Origin of the sequence: Veillonella sp. AF36-20BH (assembly GCF_003602765.1) — a bacterium.
Classification (GTDB): Bacteria; Bacillota; Negativicutes; order Veillonellales; family Veillonellaceae; genus Veillonella; species Veillonella hominis.
In genome coordinates this window covers 41,845-62,255 of record NZ_QTLR01000004.1, presented here as the reverse complement: position 1 = coordinate 62,255, position 20,411 = coordinate 41,845, and the positions used below count along the sequence as shown (strand labels likewise).

General features: G+C 37.4%; 20 protein-coding genes. 16 read left to right on the top strand and 4 right to left on the bottom strand.

The annotated features are described in order from the left end of the window. Position 1: 1 nt before the first annotated feature. From selD to DW000_RS06070, 6 genes are all read left to right on the top strand, one after another. Positions 2 to 1,033 (top strand): selenide, water dikinase SelD, encoded by a 1,032-nt coding sequence (selD, locus tag DW000_RS06095; RefSeq protein ID WP_004697987.1) that lies wholly within the window; start codon positions 2 to 4, stop codon positions 1,031 to 1,033. Positions 1,034 to 1,144: 111 nt separating this feature from the next. Continuing rightward, positions 1,145 to 1,747 carry a sulfurtransferase-like selenium metabolism protein YedF gene (yedF, locus tag DW000_RS06090; RefSeq protein WP_008715410.1) on the top strand — a complete coding sequence of 201 codons (603 nt, stop codon included), beginning with the start codon at positions 1,145 to 1,147 and terminating at the stop codon, positions 1,745 to 1,747. Positions 1,748 to 1,871: 124 nt separating this feature from the next. After that, positions 1,872 to 2,129: a DUF3343 domain-containing protein gene (locus DW000_RS06085; RefSeq protein ID WP_004697984.1), complete on the top strand. Its 258-nt coding sequence runs from the start codon at positions 1,872 to 1,874 to the stop codon at positions 2,127 to 2,129. Between the two features lie 118 nt (positions 2,130 to 2,247). Further along, complete coding sequence (locus tag DW000_RS06080) at positions 2,248 to 2,955, top strand: NAD(P)H-dependent oxidoreductase (protein ID WP_120055592.1); 708 nt, start codon at positions 2,248 to 2,250, stop codon at positions 2,953 to 2,955. Between the two features lie 157 nt (positions 2,956 to 3,112). Then, entirely contained in the window at positions 3,113 to 3,349 is a 237-nt protein-coding gene (locus DW000_RS06075) for a GlsB/YeaQ/YmgE family stress response membrane protein (RefSeq protein ID WP_008602888.1), read from the top strand. A gap of 65 nt (positions 3,350 to 3,414) precedes the next feature. Beyond that, positions 3,415 to 3,651: a CsbD family protein gene (locus DW000_RS06070; RefSeq protein ID WP_004693815.1), complete on the top strand. Its 237-nt coding sequence runs from the start codon at positions 3,415 to 3,417 to the stop codon at positions 3,649 to 3,651. 78 nt (positions 3,652 to 3,729) lie between these two features. Here the strand turns inward: DW000_RS06070 and ychF are convergent, their stop codons facing one another. After that, entirely contained in the window at positions 3,730 to 4,836 is a 1,107-nt protein-coding gene (ychF, locus tag DW000_RS06065; protein WP_008715419.1) for a redox-regulated ATPase YchF, read from the bottom strand. 353 nt (positions 4,837 to 5,189) lie between these two features. Here ychF and DW000_RS06060 point away from each other — a divergent pair, with 353 nt between their 5' ends. Then, positions 5,190 to 6,362, top strand: coding sequence for a cyclopropane-fatty-acyl-phospholipid synthase family protein (locus DW000_RS06060; RefSeq protein WP_120055590.1), 1,173 nt, complete (start codon positions 5,190 to 5,192; stop codon positions 6,360 to 6,362). Between the two features lie 111 nt (positions 6,363 to 6,473). On the opposite strand, the gene DW000_RS06055 is transcribed toward DW000_RS06060, so the two are convergent. Next, positions 6,474 to 7,445 carry a diaminopimelate dehydrogenase gene (locus DW000_RS06055; RefSeq protein ID WP_120055588.1) on the bottom strand — a complete coding sequence of 324 codons (972 nt, stop codon included), beginning with the start codon at positions 7,443 to 7,445 and terminating at the stop codon, positions 6,474 to 6,476. Positions 7,446 to 7,736: 291 nt separating this feature from the next. Between DW000_RS06055 and DW000_RS06050 the strand changes: the two genes are divergently transcribed. Continuing rightward, entirely contained in the window at positions 7,737 to 9,959 is a 2,223-nt protein-coding gene (locus DW000_RS06050; RefSeq protein ID WP_120055586.1) for an autotransporter outer membrane beta-barrel domain-containing protein, read from the top strand. A gap of 255 nt (positions 9,960 to 10,214) precedes the next feature. On the opposite strand, the gene DW000_RS06045 is transcribed toward DW000_RS06050, so the two are convergent. Continuing rightward, complete coding sequence (locus DW000_RS06045) at positions 10,215 to 11,444, bottom strand: LL-diaminopimelate aminotransferase (RefSeq protein WP_120055584.1); 1,230 nt, start codon at positions 11,442 to 11,444, stop codon at positions 10,215 to 10,217. Positions 11,445 to 11,781: 337 nt separating this feature from the next. Between DW000_RS06045 and DW000_RS06040 the strand changes: the two genes are divergently transcribed. The 6 genes from DW000_RS06040 (at position 11,782) to rpsR (ending at position 16,671) form a co-directional block, all read left to right on the top strand. Next, positions 11,782 to 12,864 (top strand): hypothetical protein, encoded by a 1,083-nt coding sequence (locus DW000_RS06040; protein WP_120055582.1) that lies wholly within the window; start codon positions 11,782 to 11,784, stop codon positions 12,862 to 12,864. Positions 12,865 to 12,873: 9 nt separating this feature from the next. After that, on the top strand, positions 12,874 to 14,049 hold the full coding sequence (locus DW000_RS06035) for an MBL fold metallo-hydrolase (protein WP_120055580.1): 1,176 nt from the start codon (positions 12,874 to 12,876) through the stop codon (positions 14,047 to 14,049). A gap of 322 nt (positions 14,050 to 14,371) precedes the next feature. After that, complete coding sequence (locus DW000_RS06030; RefSeq protein WP_120055578.1) at positions 14,372 to 15,556, top strand: multidrug effflux MFS transporter; 1,185 nt, start codon at positions 14,372 to 14,374, stop codon at positions 15,554 to 15,556. A gap of 142 nt (positions 15,557 to 15,698) precedes the next feature. Next, positions 15,699 to 15,983, top strand: coding sequence for a 30S ribosomal protein S6 (gene rpsF / locus DW000_RS06025; protein ID WP_004693799.1), 285 nt, complete (start codon positions 15,699 to 15,701; stop codon positions 15,981 to 15,983). A 19-nt stretch (positions 15,984 to 16,002) separates the two neighbouring features. Then, positions 16,003 to 16,401 (top strand): single-stranded DNA-binding protein, encoded by a 399-nt coding sequence (gene ssb / locus DW000_RS06020; RefSeq protein ID WP_004693797.1) that lies wholly within the window; start codon positions 16,003 to 16,005, stop codon positions 16,399 to 16,401. 39 nt (positions 16,402 to 16,440) lie between these two features. Further along, complete coding sequence (gene rpsR, locus DW000_RS06015) at positions 16,441 to 16,671, top strand: 30S ribosomal protein S18 (RefSeq protein WP_004693795.1); 231 nt, start codon at positions 16,441 to 16,443, stop codon at positions 16,669 to 16,671. 88 nt (positions 16,672 to 16,759) lie between these two features. Here the strand turns inward: rpsR and DW000_RS06010 are convergent, their stop codons facing one another. Next, positions 16,760 to 17,257, bottom strand: coding sequence for a MerR family transcriptional regulator (locus DW000_RS06010; protein WP_120055573.1), 498 nt, complete (start codon positions 17,255 to 17,257; stop codon positions 16,760 to 16,762). Between the two features lie 209 nt (positions 17,258 to 17,466). On the opposite strand from DW000_RS06010, the gene DW000_RS06005 reads away from it, so the two are divergent. Continuing rightward, on the top strand, positions 17,467 to 19,224 hold the full coding sequence (locus tag DW000_RS06005; protein WP_120055571.1) for a 1-deoxy-D-xylulose-5-phosphate synthase: 1,758 nt from the start codon (positions 17,467 to 17,469) through the stop codon (positions 19,222 to 19,224). Positions 19,225 to 19,553: 329 nt separating this feature from the next. Further along, positions 19,554 to 20,240 carry a carboxymuconolactone decarboxylase family protein gene (locus DW000_RS06000; RefSeq protein WP_038125785.1) on the top strand — a complete coding sequence of 229 codons (687 nt, stop codon included), beginning with the start codon at positions 19,554 to 19,556 and terminating at the stop codon, positions 20,238 to 20,240. Positions 20,241 to 20,411: the final 171 nt, after the last annotated feature.

Below are 20,411 nucleotides of genomic sequence, written 5' to 3'. Positions count from 1 at the left end.
TATGGTACGACTTACTGATTATGTGACAAGTGGAGGCTGCGCGTGTAAGATTGGGCCTCATATATTAAACCGTGTGCTGAAAGCTGTAACACCCGTTACTAACGAACATGTTCTCGCAGATATGACTGGTGCCGATGATGCAGGTGTATATCAAATCTCGGATACCTTTGCATTGGTGCAAACCTTAGATTTCTTTACACCTATGGTTAATGATCCTGGTTTATTCGGTAAAATTGCAGCTGCTAATGCGCTAAGCGATGTGTATGCTATGGGTGGAACTCCTTTAACAGCGATGAATATCGTAGGCTTTCCGGTTCCTCTCGTCGAGCAAGGTGTTTTGACGGATGTGTTAAATGGGGCTGGTTCGATTGTAGCCGAGGCTGGTGCAGCCATCGTAGGTGGACACAGCATTGAAAATAAGGAACCTATCTTTGGGATGTCTGTGACTGGTCAAGTAAATCCCCATCAGATTTGGAAAAATAAAGGTGCTCAAGTAGGGGACGTGTTGGTGCTAACAAAACGCATTGGTACAGGTATTATGAATAATGCGTTGAAAGCAGATTTATTCCCTGTAGGCACGGAACAGGCCGTCACTAGTATGAGTACTTTAAATCGTGTAGCGGCTGAGGTGGCGCATAACTTTACAGTTCATGCTTGTACAGATGTTACAGGCTTTAGCCTCATGGGACACTCCGTAGAAATGGCGAGTGCTTCTAATGTGACGATTCATATTAAAGTTTACGACATCCCTCTTTTTGATGATGTCATCGAGGCGGCTCAAATGGGGTTAATTCCGGCTGCATCTTATGGTAATCGCAAGGCTATAACTGAAGTACAAGTTGATGAGGACTTGGATCCTATATGGTCGGATATTGTATTTGATCCTCAAACCTCTGGTGGGTTACTATTCTCTGTTCCTGCTAGCGAAGGTGAGCCGCTTGTTCAGGCCTTTCATAAGGCGGGTATTGACTGTGCTGCTATTGTGGGTACTGTTGAAAGCTTCAGTGGTTTAGCGGTACGCGTTACAGAATAAAATTATAAAAATCAGGTCTATACTATTGAGGATAGATATTTAATTAAATTATTATTAGCTGATAGCTGATAGCTGATACTTTCACAAATTATATAATGTATATAGAGGTGTATGATGAGCAATACAAAGGAATTAACGGTAGATGTGCGCGGTAGCTTGTGTCCAAAACCTGTTATTGAAACTAAGAAGGTAAGTGATGCGAATCCAAATGCTGTTATTATTACAATTGTAGATAATGAAGTGAGCCGCGATAATGTAGAGAAGTTTGGTAAGTCTCGTGGTTATGGTGTAGGTATTCGCCAAGATGGCAAGGATTTTTATCTTACTATGACACCAAATGCAAATTCGGTAACGGAAGTAAGTTGTGAACCTATGAACTATGGAAATCGCGTCATTTTGATGACGAAGGATTATCTTGGTGAAGGTAGTGAAGAGCTTGGCCGAAATTTGATGAAAACCTTCTGGGTATGTATGCTTGAAGCTGACGTAAAGCCTTCTAAGATTTATTTCATCAATAGCAGTGTTAAGATGGTAGTCAATGATTCGGTTCATTTGGAAAATATCAAGAAATTAGCTGAGCTTGGTGTAGAAATTGCAGCCTGTGGCATTTGTCTTGATTATTTCGGTGTAAAAGATAAGCTGGGCGTAGGCAGTATTACTAATATGTACGCTATTACAGATGCAATCCTTGGAGATAATATTGTTAAGCTATAATATTAGTATTTTATTTTGATATATCGATTTAGAGCTACTGATTTAAAGTAGATTTCTTATTTCTAGAATGAATCATTGAGATGAAAGACATTTAATCGTATCTACTTTGGTAGGAGGTGAGGCATTGGAAAATAAAAAATTACTTGTCGTTTTTACATCCTATTATTTTGGTGATAAAGCGGATAAAGTATTAACCGAGTTAGATGTGCCTCATCAGTTGATGGCCACACCCCCAGAACTTTACGATATGTGCGGTTTATCTATTGCAATAGACTCAAGTATAGTGGATCAAGTAAAGACCATTTTAAAAGAACATAAAATTAGTATGTCTGGCTTCTTTTGGTATGAAAAAGGAGAGCTAGCCGTACCGTATAAAGTCTAGACGTTGTCTAGGCTTTTTTTACTTTAGTGTCCATCTTCATATAACTTGAACGATGAGTGTGGTACTATAGAAACATGATATATTTTATCAATTACAGATATTAATTATGGAGGTATATATGAGTAAATATGAAATAGAAAATGTAAAATTAACAGCCCCTAAATTTGATCGTAAAGATTTAGAATATGCTATGACATATCGTTACGCATGTAAGAAATTTGATAGCGCTAAAAAAATTTCTGATGAAGATTGGCAAGGTATCTTAACAGCGGCGCGCTTGTCTCCCACCTCTTTAGGTTTTGAAGCTTACCAATTATTAGTTATTCAAAATCCTGAAATCCGTGAAAAGATGAAAGCTTATGGTTGGGGTATTCAAGCTGGTCTTGAAGCGAGTCATTTCGTAGTGTTCTTAACACGTAAAAAGGTGGATTTGGAATTTGATTCCCCTTATGTACGCTACATTCAAGAAGAGGTGAAACAATTACCTGCTGAAGTCGATGCTATTTATAAAGAAAAATATGCTCAGTTCACAACTGAAGACTATAAAACATTTGAGTCTGATCGTGCTGCCTTTGATTGGTCTTCTAAGCAAGCGTATATTGTAATGGCTAATATGATGACTATGGCTGCTTATGAAGGCCTTGATTCCTGTGCATTGGAAGGCTTTAATCAAGATAAGATGACAGCTTTTTTAGGTGATGAACTAGGGCTCTTTGATACAAAACATTTTGGTATTGCCGTTATGGCTGCTTTTGGTTATCGCGATGAAGAACCGCATCGCAATAAAACACGTCGCACAATGGATGAAATTGTTACAGTAGTTTAATCGATTGCGACTTTTATAACTATATCGAATTTCTTCATTTAATCTTTAGAAATGAATGTTATATTATAAATATACAGATTATTTATAATATTTATAAAGCCCGTATAATTTGGTAGGATATTATAAATATATTGATTAAATAGGAAGGAGTGATCGTATGTTATGGTCAATTATTGTTGGTGGTTTTATCGGTTTTCTGGCAGGAGCCATCACTAACAAAGGTGGAGCAATGGGCGTTATTGCCAATGTTGTTGCTGGTTTAGTTGGTTCGTCTGTGGGTCAAGCAATATTTGGCACATGGGGTCCTAGCTTAGCTGGCATGGCATTAATTCCTTCTGTTCTTGGTGCTGTAATTGTTGTTGCTGTTGTTTCGTTTTTCTTCGGGAAGAAATGATTGCAATTTATTTGTAAAAATATAGCTAAATAGCTAAAAGGATTTTACATGAAAGGATCATAATTATGGCATTAGAAGATAAATTAAACCAAGCTAAAGGTGCATTAAAAGAAAATGCAGGTAAATTGACTGGGGACAAAAAATTGGAAGCAGAAGGTGCTGTAGAAAATACAGCTGCAAAAGTTAAAGACGCTGCACATGATGTTGCTGAAGATCTCAAAAAAGCAGCTGAAGATGTTAAAGATGCTGTAGATGGTGCGATTAGTGGCGTCAAAAATGTTCTTCATAAAGACGATAAATAATATTATACAAAGGCTATAATTAGTAATAAAAAAACCAGTAAATCCTGAGATTTACTGGTTTTTGTTATATAAGTTTGTTTATACGTTAAAGCGGAAGTGGGTTACGTCTCCATCTTTCATAACGTAGTCTTTACCTTCAAGGCGTACAAGGCCTTTTTCTTTAGCCGCATTTTGGCTGCCGCAAGCTTGTAGATCATCGAAGGAGACAATTTCAGCGCGGATAAAGCCTTTTTCAATATCCGAGTGAATTTTACCAGCCGCTTGAGGCGCTTTTGTGCCGTTTACAATTGTCCAAGCACGAGCTTCCATTTCACCAGCTGTGAAGTAATTGATAAGACCTAAGAGGGCATAACTTGCTTTGATAAGTTTTGTTAAGCCAGATTCTTCAAGACCAAGATCTTCAAGGAATGCAGCGGACTCTTCATCGGATAACTCTGCAATTTCAGATTCGATACGAGCGGACACAACAACGATGCCAGCGCCTTCGTTTTTCGCATATTCCTCTACACGTTTTACATATTCGTTGGAAGAGTAATCAGATACTTCATCTTCAGAAATATTGGCTACATAAAGAGATGGTTTTGCTGTAAGCAATGTTAACTCTTTAATCATTTCCAATTCTTCTTCTTCAAGACCTTGTGCACGAACAGGTTTCGCTTCGCCAAGACCTTCGATGATGCGTTCTAACAATGGTAATTCAGCACGCGCATCTTTGTCGCCAGATTTAGCAATTTTTTCAATACGTTGTTTGCGTTTTTCTACGGACTCAAGGTCTGCAAGGCAGAGCTCAGTATTAATGATTTCGATGTCGCGAATTGGATCAATAGAGCCAGAAACGTGAGTGATGTTAGGGTCATCGAAACAACGAATAACTTGTGCAATCGCATCTACTTGGCGGATATGGCTAAGGAATTTATTACCCAAACCTTCGCCCTTGGATGCACCTTCTACGAGGCCAGCAATATCTACGAAGCGCATAGCAGCAGGAAGGATGCGTTTGGAACCAAACATTTCAGCCAATACAGCTAAACGATTATCTGGAACGTCAACGACACCTACGTTAGGTTCAATTGTACAGAATGGATAATTGGCAGCTTCAGCGCCCGCTTTTGTGATAGCGTTGAATAATGTACTTTTACCAACATTTGGAAGGCCTACGATGCCTACTTCTAAATTTGTGCTCATGGTACCACCTTTTATTAATAAATTGATTTCGTTCTTTGTGAAAGTTTATAGCAATAGTTTGTTATAAACCTTATCAAATAAATATTATACCATACTAATAGGATGGAGTTACTCTATAAATATAAAATAGATTATTTCAAAGTGCTATAATATAAATAGAGTTAAATATATTACTTAAATAATGTGATAAGTTCATATTAAAATATAGGATTAATATAGATTTTTATTCGCCGTAACTATATTGATATAATTTATAGGTATATATATTAATAGGGTATGGAATGTATCCAATCATGTTAATGTATATATTTTTAAACCTATATAGTGAAAGCTAATAGGAAAGGAAGTTTAGTATGTTTTCCAAGCTATTTGATAGTTTCTTAGTCCATTATTTAGAACGCTTCAATGATCATTGTTTTACCGTAAAAATTGGAGATAATGAATATACAATCGGTGACGGAGAGTCCGAGTTTACCGTCATCGTTAATCACGATATTCCCAAGAAAGATTTGTTAATATCCGCAGAACTCGCCCTCGGTGAAGCGTATATGCGTAAAGATATCGAAATTGAAGGGGATTTGTTTAAAGCCCTTTGTGTAGTCCTTGGTCATGTAGGTAAGGACTCTATCAATCGTAAGGTACTTAGCTCGCTCTTTAATGCGGGTCTTAAAAAGAAAGATCAAAAACAACAAGTATCTTCCCATTATGATTTAGGTAATGAATTCTATAAATTGTGGCTCGATGAAACCATGAGCTATTCTTGTGCGTATTTTAAGCATGAGAATGATAGTCTCAAAGATGCGCAATATCAAAAGGTTCATCATATTCTCGATAAATTGTACTTAAAAGAGGGAATGACTTTACTTGATATCGGTTGCGGATGGGGATTCCTTCTCATTGAAGCGGCTCGTAAATATGGGGTTAAGGGCTATGGGTGTACTCTTTCCGAAGAACAATGGAAAAAAGGACAGGAACGCATTAAAGAATATGGCCTTGAAGGACAGGTTGAGATTGAACTTATAGATTATCGCGACGTAGCAGCTTCCGGGCGTACCTTTGACCGTATTGTCAGCATCGGCATGCTTGAACATGTAGGTCGGCCTAATTTTCCTCTGTATATGGAGGACGCATCGGATATGCTTAAAGACGGAGGTTTGTTCCTGCTTCACTACATCAGTGATCCCTCTGAAAAGGAAACAAGTGCCTGGATTCGTAAATATATCTTTCCGGGTGGATGTTTGCCGTCCCTTCGCGAAATGGTCAGCCTCGCTTATGACTATGATATGAATGTCATCGATGTTGAAAGTTTACGGTATCACTATTATAAGACTTTAATGCATTGGTATAACAATTTCCAAGGCGTCCGTGAGCAAGTAGAGGCGAAACGAGGCAGTGAATTCGTACGCATGTGGGATTTGTATCTTTGTGGATGTGCGGCAGGTTTCTACATCGGTAATATGGACTTGCATCAAATTTTGATGACAAAAGGTGTTACGAACGAGCTGCCGTTAACACGTTGGTATTAAGTAAGCGTAAAATAAGGTTTATAGGACAAAAAAGAGACCATCTTGGGGTGGTCTCTTTTAATGTGTATGAAAAAGGCTCTCATCTATTAAGTCGATGAGGGCCTCACTCTATTATAGAGAATGTGCTCTTAATTCTTCAGCAGATTGTGTGGAAATCCAAGCTGGTGGAATGTCGAATACTGTATAGCAACCTGTGCCGCCGTGTTTAGCAAGTCGGTAGAGACCACGAGCGTAAGCAACAAGTGCAGAGCCTGTGAATTCAGGGTTAGAGTCAAGTTTCAAGGAGTACTCAATAACGTGACGTGTGCCTTCTGTACTTTCACCAGAGCGAAGAACGAAGCCACCATGTGGAATGCCTTTGTGGTCGCGATCAAGTTCTTCTTGGGAAATGAAGTTGACTACAGTTTCATAGCCTACGAAGTAGTTTTTCATAGTTTTGATTTCATTTTCGATTTTAGCTTTGTCCGCATCAGGAGCAGCTACTACATAGCATTCACGAAGGTGGCCTTTATAGCCATCAACATCTGGAGTTTCGCCGTTACGGATAGCTTCTAGGTATTGTTCTTTAGGAACAGTGTATTGACGAGCGTCAAGAACACCATCGATACGACGGATGGCATCGGAATGACCTTGGGATACACCACGACCCCAGAATGTGTAGGATTTACCTTTTGGTAAGATTGCTTCCGCGTAAACGCGTTGCAAAGAGAACATGCCTGGATCCCAACCACAAGAAATTAATGTAGCCGTTTTGGCTTCTTTAGCTACTTTGTCTACATTAGCGAAGTGTTCAGGGATACGTGCATGTGTATCGAAGGAATCGATACAGTTAAAGTATTTTGTTACCATTGGTGTTTGTTCGATAAGATCTGTTGCAGAACCACCGCAAAGAACCATTACATCGATTTTGCCTTTAAAGTTAGGAATATCTTCCATCGTGTAAGTAGGTACACCAGATACAGTTTCAATACCTTGACGGCGAGAAAATACGCCGATGAGCTCCATATCAGGTTGTAACTGAACAGATGCTTCTACGCCACGAGCTAAGTTGCCGTAACCAACGATACCAATACGAATATTCATATTAGCCTCCTATATAAGTTGAAATTTAATAATTAACATATTTATTATAGCATAAAATTAATAGCTTTTAATATTTTTCTATAGAATTTATTAGATGGTATAGAAAATAATTAATATCTAATTTAAACAAGTAATTTGTGCACAATTATATCGATACATAGCGTGTTGTTATAGGGGACAAATAAAAAATCATATGAGTAGAAATTGACACATATACCCTGAATCTAGATACAATTAAATTGGTTATGTTAGTTAGTTATGTTCATAGTTGAAGTGTTAAGGAGGTATAACATGAGAAGAAATGTAAAAGCTGCTGTTATTGCTGCATTAATCGTAACAGGTGCTAATGCTTTTACCATGGTATCAGCCACAACTGTGGAAAGTCATACAGACGGAAAATCCATTGGCCTTAATTTGTGGGGGGAAAAGAGACATTATACAGATGACTTAACTGTTAATGTATCAGGTTTAGGTGTAAATGGAACAAAATATCATAATAATGTTACAGGTATTTATGCCCTTGATGGGACACAAGTTGCTATCGATAAAAATGTAACTGTAACAGTTAAAAATCCAGCACCAGCAGAAAGTGGCGCGAAACGTAGACCTGATTTGGCACATTATTACATGAGCGGTATCTATGCTGGTTATGGTGGACTTACTAATGATGGAAATAACGATGATACTCGAATTACCGTAAAGGGTAATGCTAAAGTCGATGCTGTTGGCGTTGGTTTGCAAGCTAATAAAGATGGATATATTCGCATACTAGGTGGGGCTGATATAAAAACATATCCTTTAGATACCTCTGATACCTATTCTGCATTATCTGAAGAAGGTTTTGTTTATGTAAATACGGGTATGGATGGCTTACATCCGGGAACGAATGATGTGAAGATGTATGGTAATATAGGATTTTTAGATAAAAACTATGGTATCGACAAGAATCCACATAACCATGGATCTGAAATTTCTTTAGGTTTAACAACACCAAATTCTAAATTGGTAGGTGGTGTGCTGAATGAATTTGATGAAAGCAACAACAATCCGTACCATGGTGGTTTGCGATTGTACTTACAAAATGGTGCGACTTGGCGCAATGAATGGCTAGGAGCTGAGCGCGTATATCCTACACAAGGTCGTCCTAATAATGCAAACTATTTATATACTGGTAGTCGTGTAGAACATTTTATTGGTGGTAAAGATATAAATAGTCAAGGTATTATTCAAGCCGTAGACTCAAGACCTATTACTATTAACAACTATGCTGGTCATGCAGCTATCGACTATGAAAAGGGAGCCCCTGCAGTGGCACAAGGTAAGGGTGAAGTCGTTATCAATCATGCTGATAAGGGTTCTTCTGTGACTATGCGCAGTTCGGCAGATGCACTTAAAGGGTATGCAAATATAGACAACCCACGAGGCACTTTGCAGCAGTTGGCTAATAAATTAACATATGCTGGCTTTACTAAGGGTGAGCGTAATTTAGATGTAAATGTTCAAGTCGATTCAGGCCTTATTAGTCCTGCATTTGCTACTAAGCTTGGTACAGATAGCTTTACTGTTGATGGGAAACCTAGTATTACTGACCAAGCGGTTGTGACAGCTCGTGAAAGCGAAGTTGTTTCTGGTGCTAAGAGTGCGTTAGCCTCCTCTGTGATGCAAATGAGAGCCGATACGAATGATTTACAACGTCGCCTTGGTGATGTGCGACTCAACTCCAATAAGCATGGTGTATGGGGGAAATACATCGGTGGTAAATCTAAAATTACAGACAGCGCCTATGTAAACCAAACCTATAACATTGCGCAAGTAGGCTATGACACATTGCGTGGCGATTGGACTATAGGTGGTGCCTTACTATACGGTACAAGCAGTAGTGATTACGCACTAGGTTCTGGCTCTGGTAAAACTGCGGGTTTAGCATTATACGGTGCAAAACAATATAATGATGGTCGTTATTTAGATGTGATTGGTAAAGTAAGTCGTTTGAAAAATGATTTCACTGTACGCAATAGCTTGGGTACAAGCTTGAGCGGAGATTACCGCAATACAGGTACCTCTTTGAGCGTTGAATATGGTAAACGAATCAAGAAAGACAATGGTTTCTACATCGATCCTAACGCAGAATTGACGCTTAGTCGATTGTCTAGTGTAAACTTTGATGCTCGTACAAATACAGGTAGCACAGTGCATATTAACTCTGATGCGGTAAACTCCGTTATTGGTCGTATTGGTGTAGGCATTGGCAAGGAAAGTAAGAATAGCAACCTTTTCCTCAAAGCAGCATTAGCGCATGAATTCTCTGGTAAAATGAAAGCTACTTATAGCATGACCGGTGAGCCAACTACAGGCAGTGAAGTGAATCTTAAGGATACATGGCTAGATGTTGAGTTAGGTGGTTCATGGAGCGTACGTCCTAATACATATATTTATGGGACTTTCACTAAAAACTTTGGTGCTATCGTAGACAATTCCTATCGCATTGACGCAGGGATTCGTCATAACTTCTAATTAATAGTAAATATAGCGGACACAAATAATATGGGGATGTTATTTGTTAGTACTATGGAGTTAAGGAATACTTGAATTAAATATTCATATATGTAAGGGTATATAAAAAAAGACCGACTACATTCCTATTGAAGGATTGTAATCGGTCTTTTGGTTTTATAGATATAAACTATTTTAAATCACATAATCCAGATTTAATGTAATCTAAATATAAATCAAGATATAAATCTAAACCTAAATATAGACATAATCATATTAGAATTGTAATGTTTTGATTCTTTCAACGGCGCGAATTGTATTTTCACGACTGCCGAATGCTGTTAAACGAAGGTAACCTTCACCATGAGGGCCAAAGCCAGAGCCTGGTGTAGATACGATTTGAACTTGTTCGAGCAAGATGTCGAATAATTCCCAGCTAGTCATGTTGCCAGGTGTTTTTAGCCAAATATATGGAGCGTCCACACCGCCATATACAGTAAGGCCGATAGATTCAAGACCTTCTTTGATGATGCGGGCATTTTCTTTGTAGTATGCAATGTTAGCACGAGTTTGTTCGCGGCCTTCTTTTGTGTATACTGCTTCAGCACCGCGTTGGATGATGTAAGGAACACCATTGAATTTAGTGCATTGACGACGGTTCCACATAGGATTTAGCGGTTGGCGTTCACCAGATTTAGTTTTGCCAGTGACCTCTTTAGGTACTATTGCATAAGCACAACGTGTACCAGTGAATCCTGCAGTTTTAGAGAAGGAACGGAACTCGATAGCCACTTCTCGAGCACCTTCGATTTCGTAGATGGATTTTACAGTATCTTCTGTGCTGATGAAAGCTTCGTAAGCGGAGTCAAACATCAAAATCGCATCATTATCTTTACACCATTTGATCCATTCTGCCAAACGAGCACGGCTTAAAACAGTACCAGTGGGATTGTTAGGCGAGCAAAGATATACGATGTCTACACGTTCAGACGGGAATTCTGGAGAGAAGTTATTTTCTGCGTAAGTAGGAAGGTATACAACCTTTTGGAAAATGCCATCTACAGCTTCACCAGTACGACCACCCATAACGTTGGAGTCAAGGTATACTGGGTACACTGGATCAGTGATGGCAATGATATTATCTTCGCTGAATAACTCTTGGATATTACCAACGTCAGATTTTGCACCATCGGAAACGAACACTTCGTCAATAGCGATATCTACACCCAATGGTTTGTAATCGCCATCAATAATAGCCTGACGCAAGAAATCATATCCTTGTTCGGGGCCATAACCTCGGAATGTTTCTGCTTTTCCCATTTCTTGAACAGCTTTACTCATAGCGTCGATAATTGCTGGAGCAAGAGGTAATGTAACATCGCCGATACCAAGACGAATGATGTCTGCATCTGGATGAGCTGCTTGATAATCTGCAACCTTTTTAGCGATATTCGCAAATAAATAAGAACCTTGTAGGTTTAAATAGTTTTCATTAATATTAGCCATGATGACTCCTTTTTATAATCAGATTTCTCTATATATAGTAAATTATATAGAATAATGACGCAAGGATTTTCTATAGAATTTTTGCTTAATCTAAAGAGTGTAAATATTTTTAATATAAAAGACTATAATATGAGGAAATTATTACTCGTTGATTGTATTAAAGTAAAAATATAGGAAGATAATATTCGCATAGAATTTTATTTCTTCATTATTTACTCATAAAAAGTCCACTGATATAATGAATTTATAATAATACATTGATCTATTGTGTATGATATGGGGTAATTTTAGTAGTTATGTGCAGTGAGGTAAATTGCTATTAAGGGAGGCATTTATAATGTTAAAGTCTAAAGAAGTATATGAATTTATTTGCAAAGGTATTAATCGAAAAGATAAAATTGATGAGTTTGAAACCCTTTTTGGGCAACCTAAGAACGATACAATAGAAGATACTGTTAATATAAAAAAAGTAAAGCCAAAAGATAACGATGGGGATATAAAAAGATTTGCAGCAAATTTTTATAAGGCATCTATTGTAAATTATAAAGGCTATGCACAAGGCGCGTCGCAAACGGACAAAAACCGCTATAGTGAAGCTATTGCCAGTACTCTTTTATCAAAAAATCTTTTAAAGACATGGACAGACTTAACGCCTGTACGATCTAATCATTTTGATACAAAGCATTCTCCTTCTGAAATAGTAGATATGAAAAAGCTGCAAGGCACAAATCGTAAAGAAGAAATTTTAGCGAAATTGTTGTTTTATCAACGTAAGGTTGATGGATTAGGTTATATTTTTGATTATCAAACACCATTAAAGGAAACACAAAATGATTCTTATGGAAAAATAGATTTATTAGGCTATAACACTGATGACGAATGTTATTCTGTAATTGAATTAAAATATCGTCCATCTGGTAGTGAGGAAACTTTACTACGCTGTATTTTAGAAGCTTATACATATTATAAGTTGCTTGATTTAAAACAGATTAAGGCTGATGTTGCTCACGAGGGTATAAATAACTTAAAGAAATTATCTGAATATAAACATACAAATGAAGCCGAGTTAGTTGTTTTGTTTGACGAAAAGTCTTGTATAAAAGAAGATGGTGGGGATAAAACAAATTTGATGCTTCGTATCGTTTCAAATGAACCAAATGAACCTAACTATCCATCTAAAACTGTTGTGTCAGAACAGTATAAAGAGTGCCAGGAATTAATTAATCCAAGTAAAAGAAAAGAATTACGAGCTTTATGTGAGGCTATATTAAAACAAGAGTCTAAATTGAAACAAATTCGATTTGTTGTATTACAAGCTCAAAAAGTAAGTAAATCGCCTTATAAAAATAAAGTAGATAATTGGTCAGAAAATTTGGATCGTTTATATCGAGCAGAAACATTGCTTACCATTTCTAAGTAAAGGTTGAATATGAATATTGTTGTTCATCGTGGCACACATCAGATTGGTGGTAGTGCTATAGAAATTAGTACAGCATCTACTCGCATTATGTTAGATTTTGGTAATGAATTAAGTTTAGATGAAAAGTACACACCTATAAATCTTGATATAGAAGGCGTTACAAAAGGAAAGTTGGATTGTGACGGTATTGTGATTTCTCATTATCATATGGATCACTTAGGCCAACTAACCTCTGCACTATCAGAAATTCCATTATATATGGGTGAATTAAGTAAGGAAATCGCGCTAATAGGTGCTGAGTATCAAGATAGAGGTTTATACTTGCGCTTATTAGGTGCTAATACATTTCGTGGGGGAGAGGCTTTCACTATTGGTGATATACGGATTAGGCCTTTGGTTATTGACCATAGTGCCGCTGATAGTTATATGTTTGTTATTGAGGCTGAAGGTAAACACATTTTATATACAGGTGATTTCCGGATGCATGGGCTGCGTCAACATGTATTAGAGAAGTTAGTTAAGACCTATATAGGTGAGGTTGATGTATTAATTACAGAAGGAACTTCATTATCTAGAGATGCCAATGACCCTATAGCTGAAGTAGCTGTATTAGATGATATTTCTTCTTATATTCAAGACGGAAAATATGTTTTTGTTATGTGTTCTTCTACGAATATTGACCGTATTATGGGGATTTGGCAGAATATGCCAACTGATAAAGTACTCATTTGTGATGCTTATCAGAAAAGAATATTAGATACTGTGATTAATAATGTATATTATGAAAGTTCTTTGTATCGTAGACATGATAGCCCATTAGTTATTGATAAAGGAAGGTATCCTAAATACTATATGGAACATGGATTTGTATCTTTAGTAAGAGGGACAGAAAATTTTATTTCTAAAATTAAAGAGTTCCCTAAAGATGATGTACGTATTATATATTCCATGTGGACAGGATATATTGAGGAGAATTTAGCATTGAAAGAATTGTTAGATATATATACATCTTATATATGTCATGCCAGTGGTCATGTCTCAAAGGACGATTTAGTTCAGTTCATAGAAATGGTTGATCCTGATATTGTTATTCCGGTTCATACTGATATCCCTGAAAAACTAAAGAGAATACTACCTAATAGAAATGTTTATGTCGTTAATGATAAAGAGCCATTTATCATATAATTCCTTTAAGAAATTCTATTTATGTTGTATAATAAGTAAAAAGAGAGCCATCAACGTGTGGTAGCGTTAGGCTCATCTTATAAACAGTTTTAAGAGGATTGCCTAGCGTGCGAGTATTTTGAATACTCTGTTGCGTTAGGCTTTTGTCTTTACACTATTTGAATAGTGCAAAGAGTGATATTGCTATAGACCAATTTTTGCGTAGTATTTTACTACGCTTTTTTGTTGAAAAATATCAAAACTATATAGGATTAACTTTGTTTTTGATATAATCTAAATAAATACATATTATAGTGCGATTTTATATGAAAGTGGTGTCTTTATGCTGACGATTAGCAATAAGGGATGGCTTTTTACTTCTATATTAAGTGCTTTGATGGCGTTTACATCGTTATCAACGGATATTTATTTGCCTGCTATGCCTGAGATGGGGCGTGACCTTAATGGTGATGCGGAGCTTACGTTGACCGGGTTCTTAATTGGCTTTGCGCTAGCCCAGCTTTTTTGGGGCGCCGTTAGCGATAAAATTGGTCGTAAGAAGCCACTGATTATAGGGATAGTTTTATTTATTATTGGTTCTGTAGGTTGTGCCTTGAGTTCCTCTATGATGGAGTTATTGGCTTGGCGTGTGTTTCAGGCCTTTGGTGCCTGTGTAGGACCGATGCTATCGCGGGCTATGATTCGGGATTTATATGGTCGGACTGAGGCGGCTAAAATGTTGTCTACATTGGCCATTGTTATGGCCATAGCGCCTATAGCAGGCCCAATGTTAGCCGGACATTTACTTGTATGGTATACATGGCATTCTATATTCTGGTTGCTTGTTGGTATAGGGCTTTTAATGCTCGTTGCCGTATTAGTGCTTCCGGAAACACATCCCGTAGAGAAGAGGAGCAAAAAGTCCATAGGTCATACCTACAATAACTATTGGATTTTATTGCGCAATAAGGGCTTTATGAAATATACCCTATGTGTGAGTTCCTTTTATATTGCCATTTATGCGTTCTTAACGGGATCGCCTTATGTATATATAGATGTGTATGAAGTGCCCAAAGAATATTTTGGTTATCTCTTTTCTGTTAATATTATTGGTGTTATGTTGTTAAGTGCCATTAATCGTCGTATTGTTAGTGCTATACGCCTTGATAGACTATTGAAATATGCCACACTATTTGCTGCTGTTTGTGTATCCGTTGTTATGGGCTTGATGTTCTTAGGTTACCATTCATTGTGGTTAATCGTTATTGGCTGTTTTTTATTCTTCTCCATGAATGGTATCATTGCCGCTGTAACTAATGCATTAGCTTTAGATAGAGCAGGTAGAATGGCTGGATCTGGGGCGGCACTATTAGGTGCCATGCAATATGGTAGTGGTATTGTGTCATCGTTGATACTTACCTTCTTACCAAATGATACGGCCTATCCTATGATGGGTGTAATAGCCATATTTGTAATTATCTGTGCTATGATTGCCTTTCCTGAGGATGAAAAATATAATCGTATATAATATTGGTAAAAGCAAGGGTTTTAATTTGAATCCTTGCTTTCATTATTTTTTTAGGTTATAATAGTAAGGCTTATTGATGGTAAGCACTTCCTACCCCTATGTGTCGATAGGGGCATTAGTCCGAAAGAGGAGGTGATTTTGTATGAACAAATACGAAGTCATGTTTATTGTGAAACCAGCTGAAGAGGAAGCAACTAACGCTGTTATTGAAAAAGTAGAAGCTTTAATTGCTCGTGTAGGCGGCACAGTAGAAAAGGTAGATCGTTGGGGCAAGCGTCGTCTTGCTTACGCGGTGAAGAAATTCACTGACGGTTTCTATGTATTGATTAACTTTGAAGCAGCACCTGCTGAAATCAAAGAAATCGATCGTGTATTGAAAATCAACGATGAAGTCCTAAGACATCTAATTGTTAAACACGAAGCATAATTAAAGCCTGGAGGAAAACATGAACTCTGTACAAATTCTAGGTAATTTAGCTCGTGATCCTGAAGTACGCTATACCAAAACTGGTCGTGCGGTAGCAACTTTTACAGTGGCTGCCACAAACACCTATATTGATTCCACAACAAATGAGACGAAAGAACAAACTGCTTTCATCAACTGCGTTGCTTGGGGTAAACTTGGTGAAGCGGCAGGCAATCTTCGTAAAGGCAGTCGTTGCTTTGTAGAAGGTCGTTTGCAAACTCGTTCTTACGAGACTCAGGACGGTCAAAAACGGTACGTTACTGAAGTAGTAGCGAACTTTGTGGGCCAATCCCTTGATATGAATACTAATTCTTTCGAAGGTGGGTCCAATTTTGATAGTTTCAGTACAGGCGGCGATGACGAAAACATCCCGTTCTAGTGTCAGGGACTCCTACTAATTCGAAAAGGAGGATTCGCAATGAGAAGAGATAGAGGCAGAAAGCCAAGAAGAAAAGTATGCGTTTTCTGTGCAGACCATATCGATCAAATCGACTATAAAGATGTTGCTAAACTTCGTCGTTTTACGACTGAACGCGGCAAAATCTTACCTCGTCGTATTTCCGGTACTTGCGCAAAACATCAACGCAAATTGACTACATCTATCAAACGTGCACGTGCAATTGCTTTATTGCCATTCACTGCTGAATAATTGATGAATCAAGGCGGTACAACCATTTGGTTGTGCCGCCTTTTTGCTATACAAAAAAAGGAGCTATTCGTTGGATAGCTCCTCTTTGTTATACAGCTCTATATTTTTTAGGTGATTCACCCTTTTCAGCGGCTTCTTTATCGGCGCGCCATTTGCGTTCGAAATACTTATGATACTCTATGGGAATATCATCAGGTGTAGCTGTTTCGTAAAAACTACAAGTACCTCGACGTCGTGCTTCTTCATAGAACCAGGTTTTAAACTCTAGCATGGATAAGCGGGCTTGTAGGTGCTCAATTTCTGCTAGCACACGATCTCGTTGATTTCTAATAATAGATAATCGATCGTTGATGCGGCTATCGCCTTCAACGCAGCAGTCGATAAAATGTTTGATTTCTTTTATAGGCATACCCGTACGTTTCATACATTCGATTAATTCTAGCCAATCCATATCTTCTTCGCGAAATATACGGATACCTCCACTAGAACGTTCTACGAAGGGCAATAAGCCCTCCTTGTCGTAATAACGCAAAGCAGAGGGGGCTATGTTTAGTTTTTTTGCGATTTCGCCAACAGTATATGTCATTGAGCCTCCTAATATATATCATTTATAGATGGATATAAAAATTGTAAATGTAGGGCGTATTGACTTAAACCTAACTTTAAGTTTTATACTTGGTGCATACTTGAAGTATAACACTAGTTATTTTTAGTGACAATCTTTATAATCTTTATACTATTTGATGTATAGTGATTGTAGTTGAAGTAATTATAATTTGTATTGAAAGGATTACCATGAACTTAATTGATATAAAATCCCCAGCCGATTTAAAAGGCTTATCCATTGCTGAATTAACAGATTTGACAGCACAAGCTCGTCAAGCTCTCATGACAAAGGTTTCTGAGCACGGCGGCCATTTTGGTCCACCTATGGGTGCAGCAGAAATGATTATGGCCTTGCACTATGTATTTAATTCTCCTATAGATAAAATCGTATATGATGTATCCCATCAATCGTATGTACATAAAATGGTTACAGGACGGGCCTTAGCATTTCTAGATCACGACCATTATGATGATGTAACGGGCTATACAGATCCTACTGAAAGCGAGCACGATTTCTTTAATATTGGTCATACGTCCACATCTATCTCCTTGGCATCTGGCTTAGCTACTGCTCGAAATTTAAAGGGAGATTCTGAAAATATTATCGCTATCATTGGTGATGGTTCTTTATCTGGTGGGGAAGCCTTTGAAGGCCTTGATTATGCCGCAACATTAAACAGTAATATGATTATTATCGTCAATGACAATGACCAATCCATTGCAGAAAACCATGGTGGTTTGTATCGTGGCCTTCGTGAATTGCGCGAGTCTAATGGTGAAAGTTCTAACAATATCTTTAAGGCTCTTGGTCTAGATTATCGTTTTGTAGCAGATGGTAATGATTTGGAAACCTTGATTGATGTATTTAAGGATGTAAAAGACATTGATCATCCAATCGTGTTACATATAGTTACTCAAAAAGGTAAGGGCTATGCCATTGCAGAGCAAAATAAAGAAGCCTTCCATTGGACAATGCCCTTTGATTTAGAAACAGGCAAACCAAAAGAAGAGGAGAATGGTCCAACGTATGCTGGTACCATCGCTAATTACTTGATGGAGCAAATCAAAGTAGATCCAACTGTGGTAGCTATTAATGCGGGCACACCAGGTGGCTTTGGTTTTACTCCAGAATGGCGTAAGGTAGCAGGCAAACAATATATCGATGTAGGTATTGCAGAAGAACATGCCATCGCAATGAGTTCTGGTATTGCTAAAAATGGTGGTAAACCAGTATTTAATGTATATAGTACATTCTTACAACGCACTTATGACCAATTGGTGCAAGATCTTTGTGTGAATAATAATAGTGCGGTCATTATCAATCATATGGCATCTGTATATGGAATGAATGATGTAACGCATTTAGGTTTCTTTGATATTCCTATGCTTACTAGCATTCCTAATTTAGTATACTTAGTACCTACTAATAATGAAGAGCTATTGGCTATGACTGAATATGCTGTGCATCAACACGAGCATCCTGTAGCAATTCGTGTTCCTGTAGGTGAATTCACAACTACAGGTGTAGCGGATACAACGGATTATAGCATCTTGAATAAATCTGAAGTGACTCGCCGTGGTGAAGGGATTGCTTTATTAGGTCTTGGTAATTTTTACCATTTGGCTAATCAAGTGGCCGATGAATTGGCTAAAGAGGGTATTCATGCAACTGTAGTAAATCCTAAATTTGCGTCTGGCCTTGATGAAGAACTACTAGAAGAATTGAAAGCAAATCATTCTGTAGTATTTACGTTAGAAGATGATGTAGTTGAAGGCGGTTGGGGCCAGCGTGTAGCTAGTTTTTATGGACCATCTAACATGCGTGTTAAGAACTATGGTATTGCTAAAGAATTTCACGATCGTTATGATGCAACTGAATTGTTACGAGAAAATGGCGTTTCTTTAGAACAAATTGTGACTGATGCAAAACAAGTTTTATCTGTTTAGTTTGATAAAATATTAAATAAATAATTCTTTGTAAATACAGTAGAAATCTGGAATTGGCAGATTTCTACTGTGTTATTTTTTTATTTGTTCAATTTCATTCTATAATTAAGTGTAGTTTATAAATATATAATTTTTATAGATAAATATATATAATTTATTAAAAGATTATAGATTTTTTTCGAATAGGACTATAAAAATTAGATGAAGTATTATATAATAATATCTACAGTATGTATTACAGTAGAACAGTAAAATAAATCCATTGATAATATACGCTACTATTGCAGTATTATACAATTAGTATTAATGATAAGGGAGATTGTAAGACTTTGAAAAGAGTATTAACCTTAACATTAGCCGTGGCCATCGTTGCCGGTGGCTATATGTTTGAGGCTAATGGGGCGGGAGAACAACCTTCTAAACAGGCACCATCTATATCTGAGATAAATATATATACGCCAAAAGAGCTTAATGCACGTCAGAAAGACTTGGTTGAAATCGGCCGCTATACTGCGTCTGGTGATCAAGGTGCATTAAAGAGTGTAATTGCATCTGCTATTGAGCGAGGCACGTTGACGCCGCAAGAGGTGAGTATTGCCATTCGTCAGCTTTACTCTGCTGCGGGCTTGAAACAAATGAATGCTGCTTTAGCTACATTTGATCAATTACGTGATGAACGCCCTGAGTTTGGCGATGAGTACGAAAAATTGGTTCCAAAGCAAACAGGACTTAGTGCTTTATTGGGGAATGGCACTAATGGGGCGCCTTTAACAAAGCCAAAAGCTGAGGAAACAAAAGAAGGGGTTCAATATAATACGTTCCGTATGAAAAAACCAAAACCTCAAAATCGTAATCGTTCACGTTTAGGTAAATTGGACCGTGAATTGGTCGCTGCGGCAGCACTAGGTACTCGAGTTGGTAAAAATAATCTTTTCACTGCAGCTGAAAAGAGTTTATCTGAACTTGGCCTAAGTCAATATCAAATTGAAAATTTAGAAGCTATGATTTTCCAATAAAATGTAGACCTACTTCTTTCGGAAGTAGGTCTTTTTTTTTTGCTTCTACTTTCACAGTTTTAATGATTAGGGTTAAATCCATAGAATGTAATTGACGTTTAAGGTCCCCTTTTCTATAATTAATAAGATAGGTATATGACCTGTAATAATAAATATAAACAAATATAAATA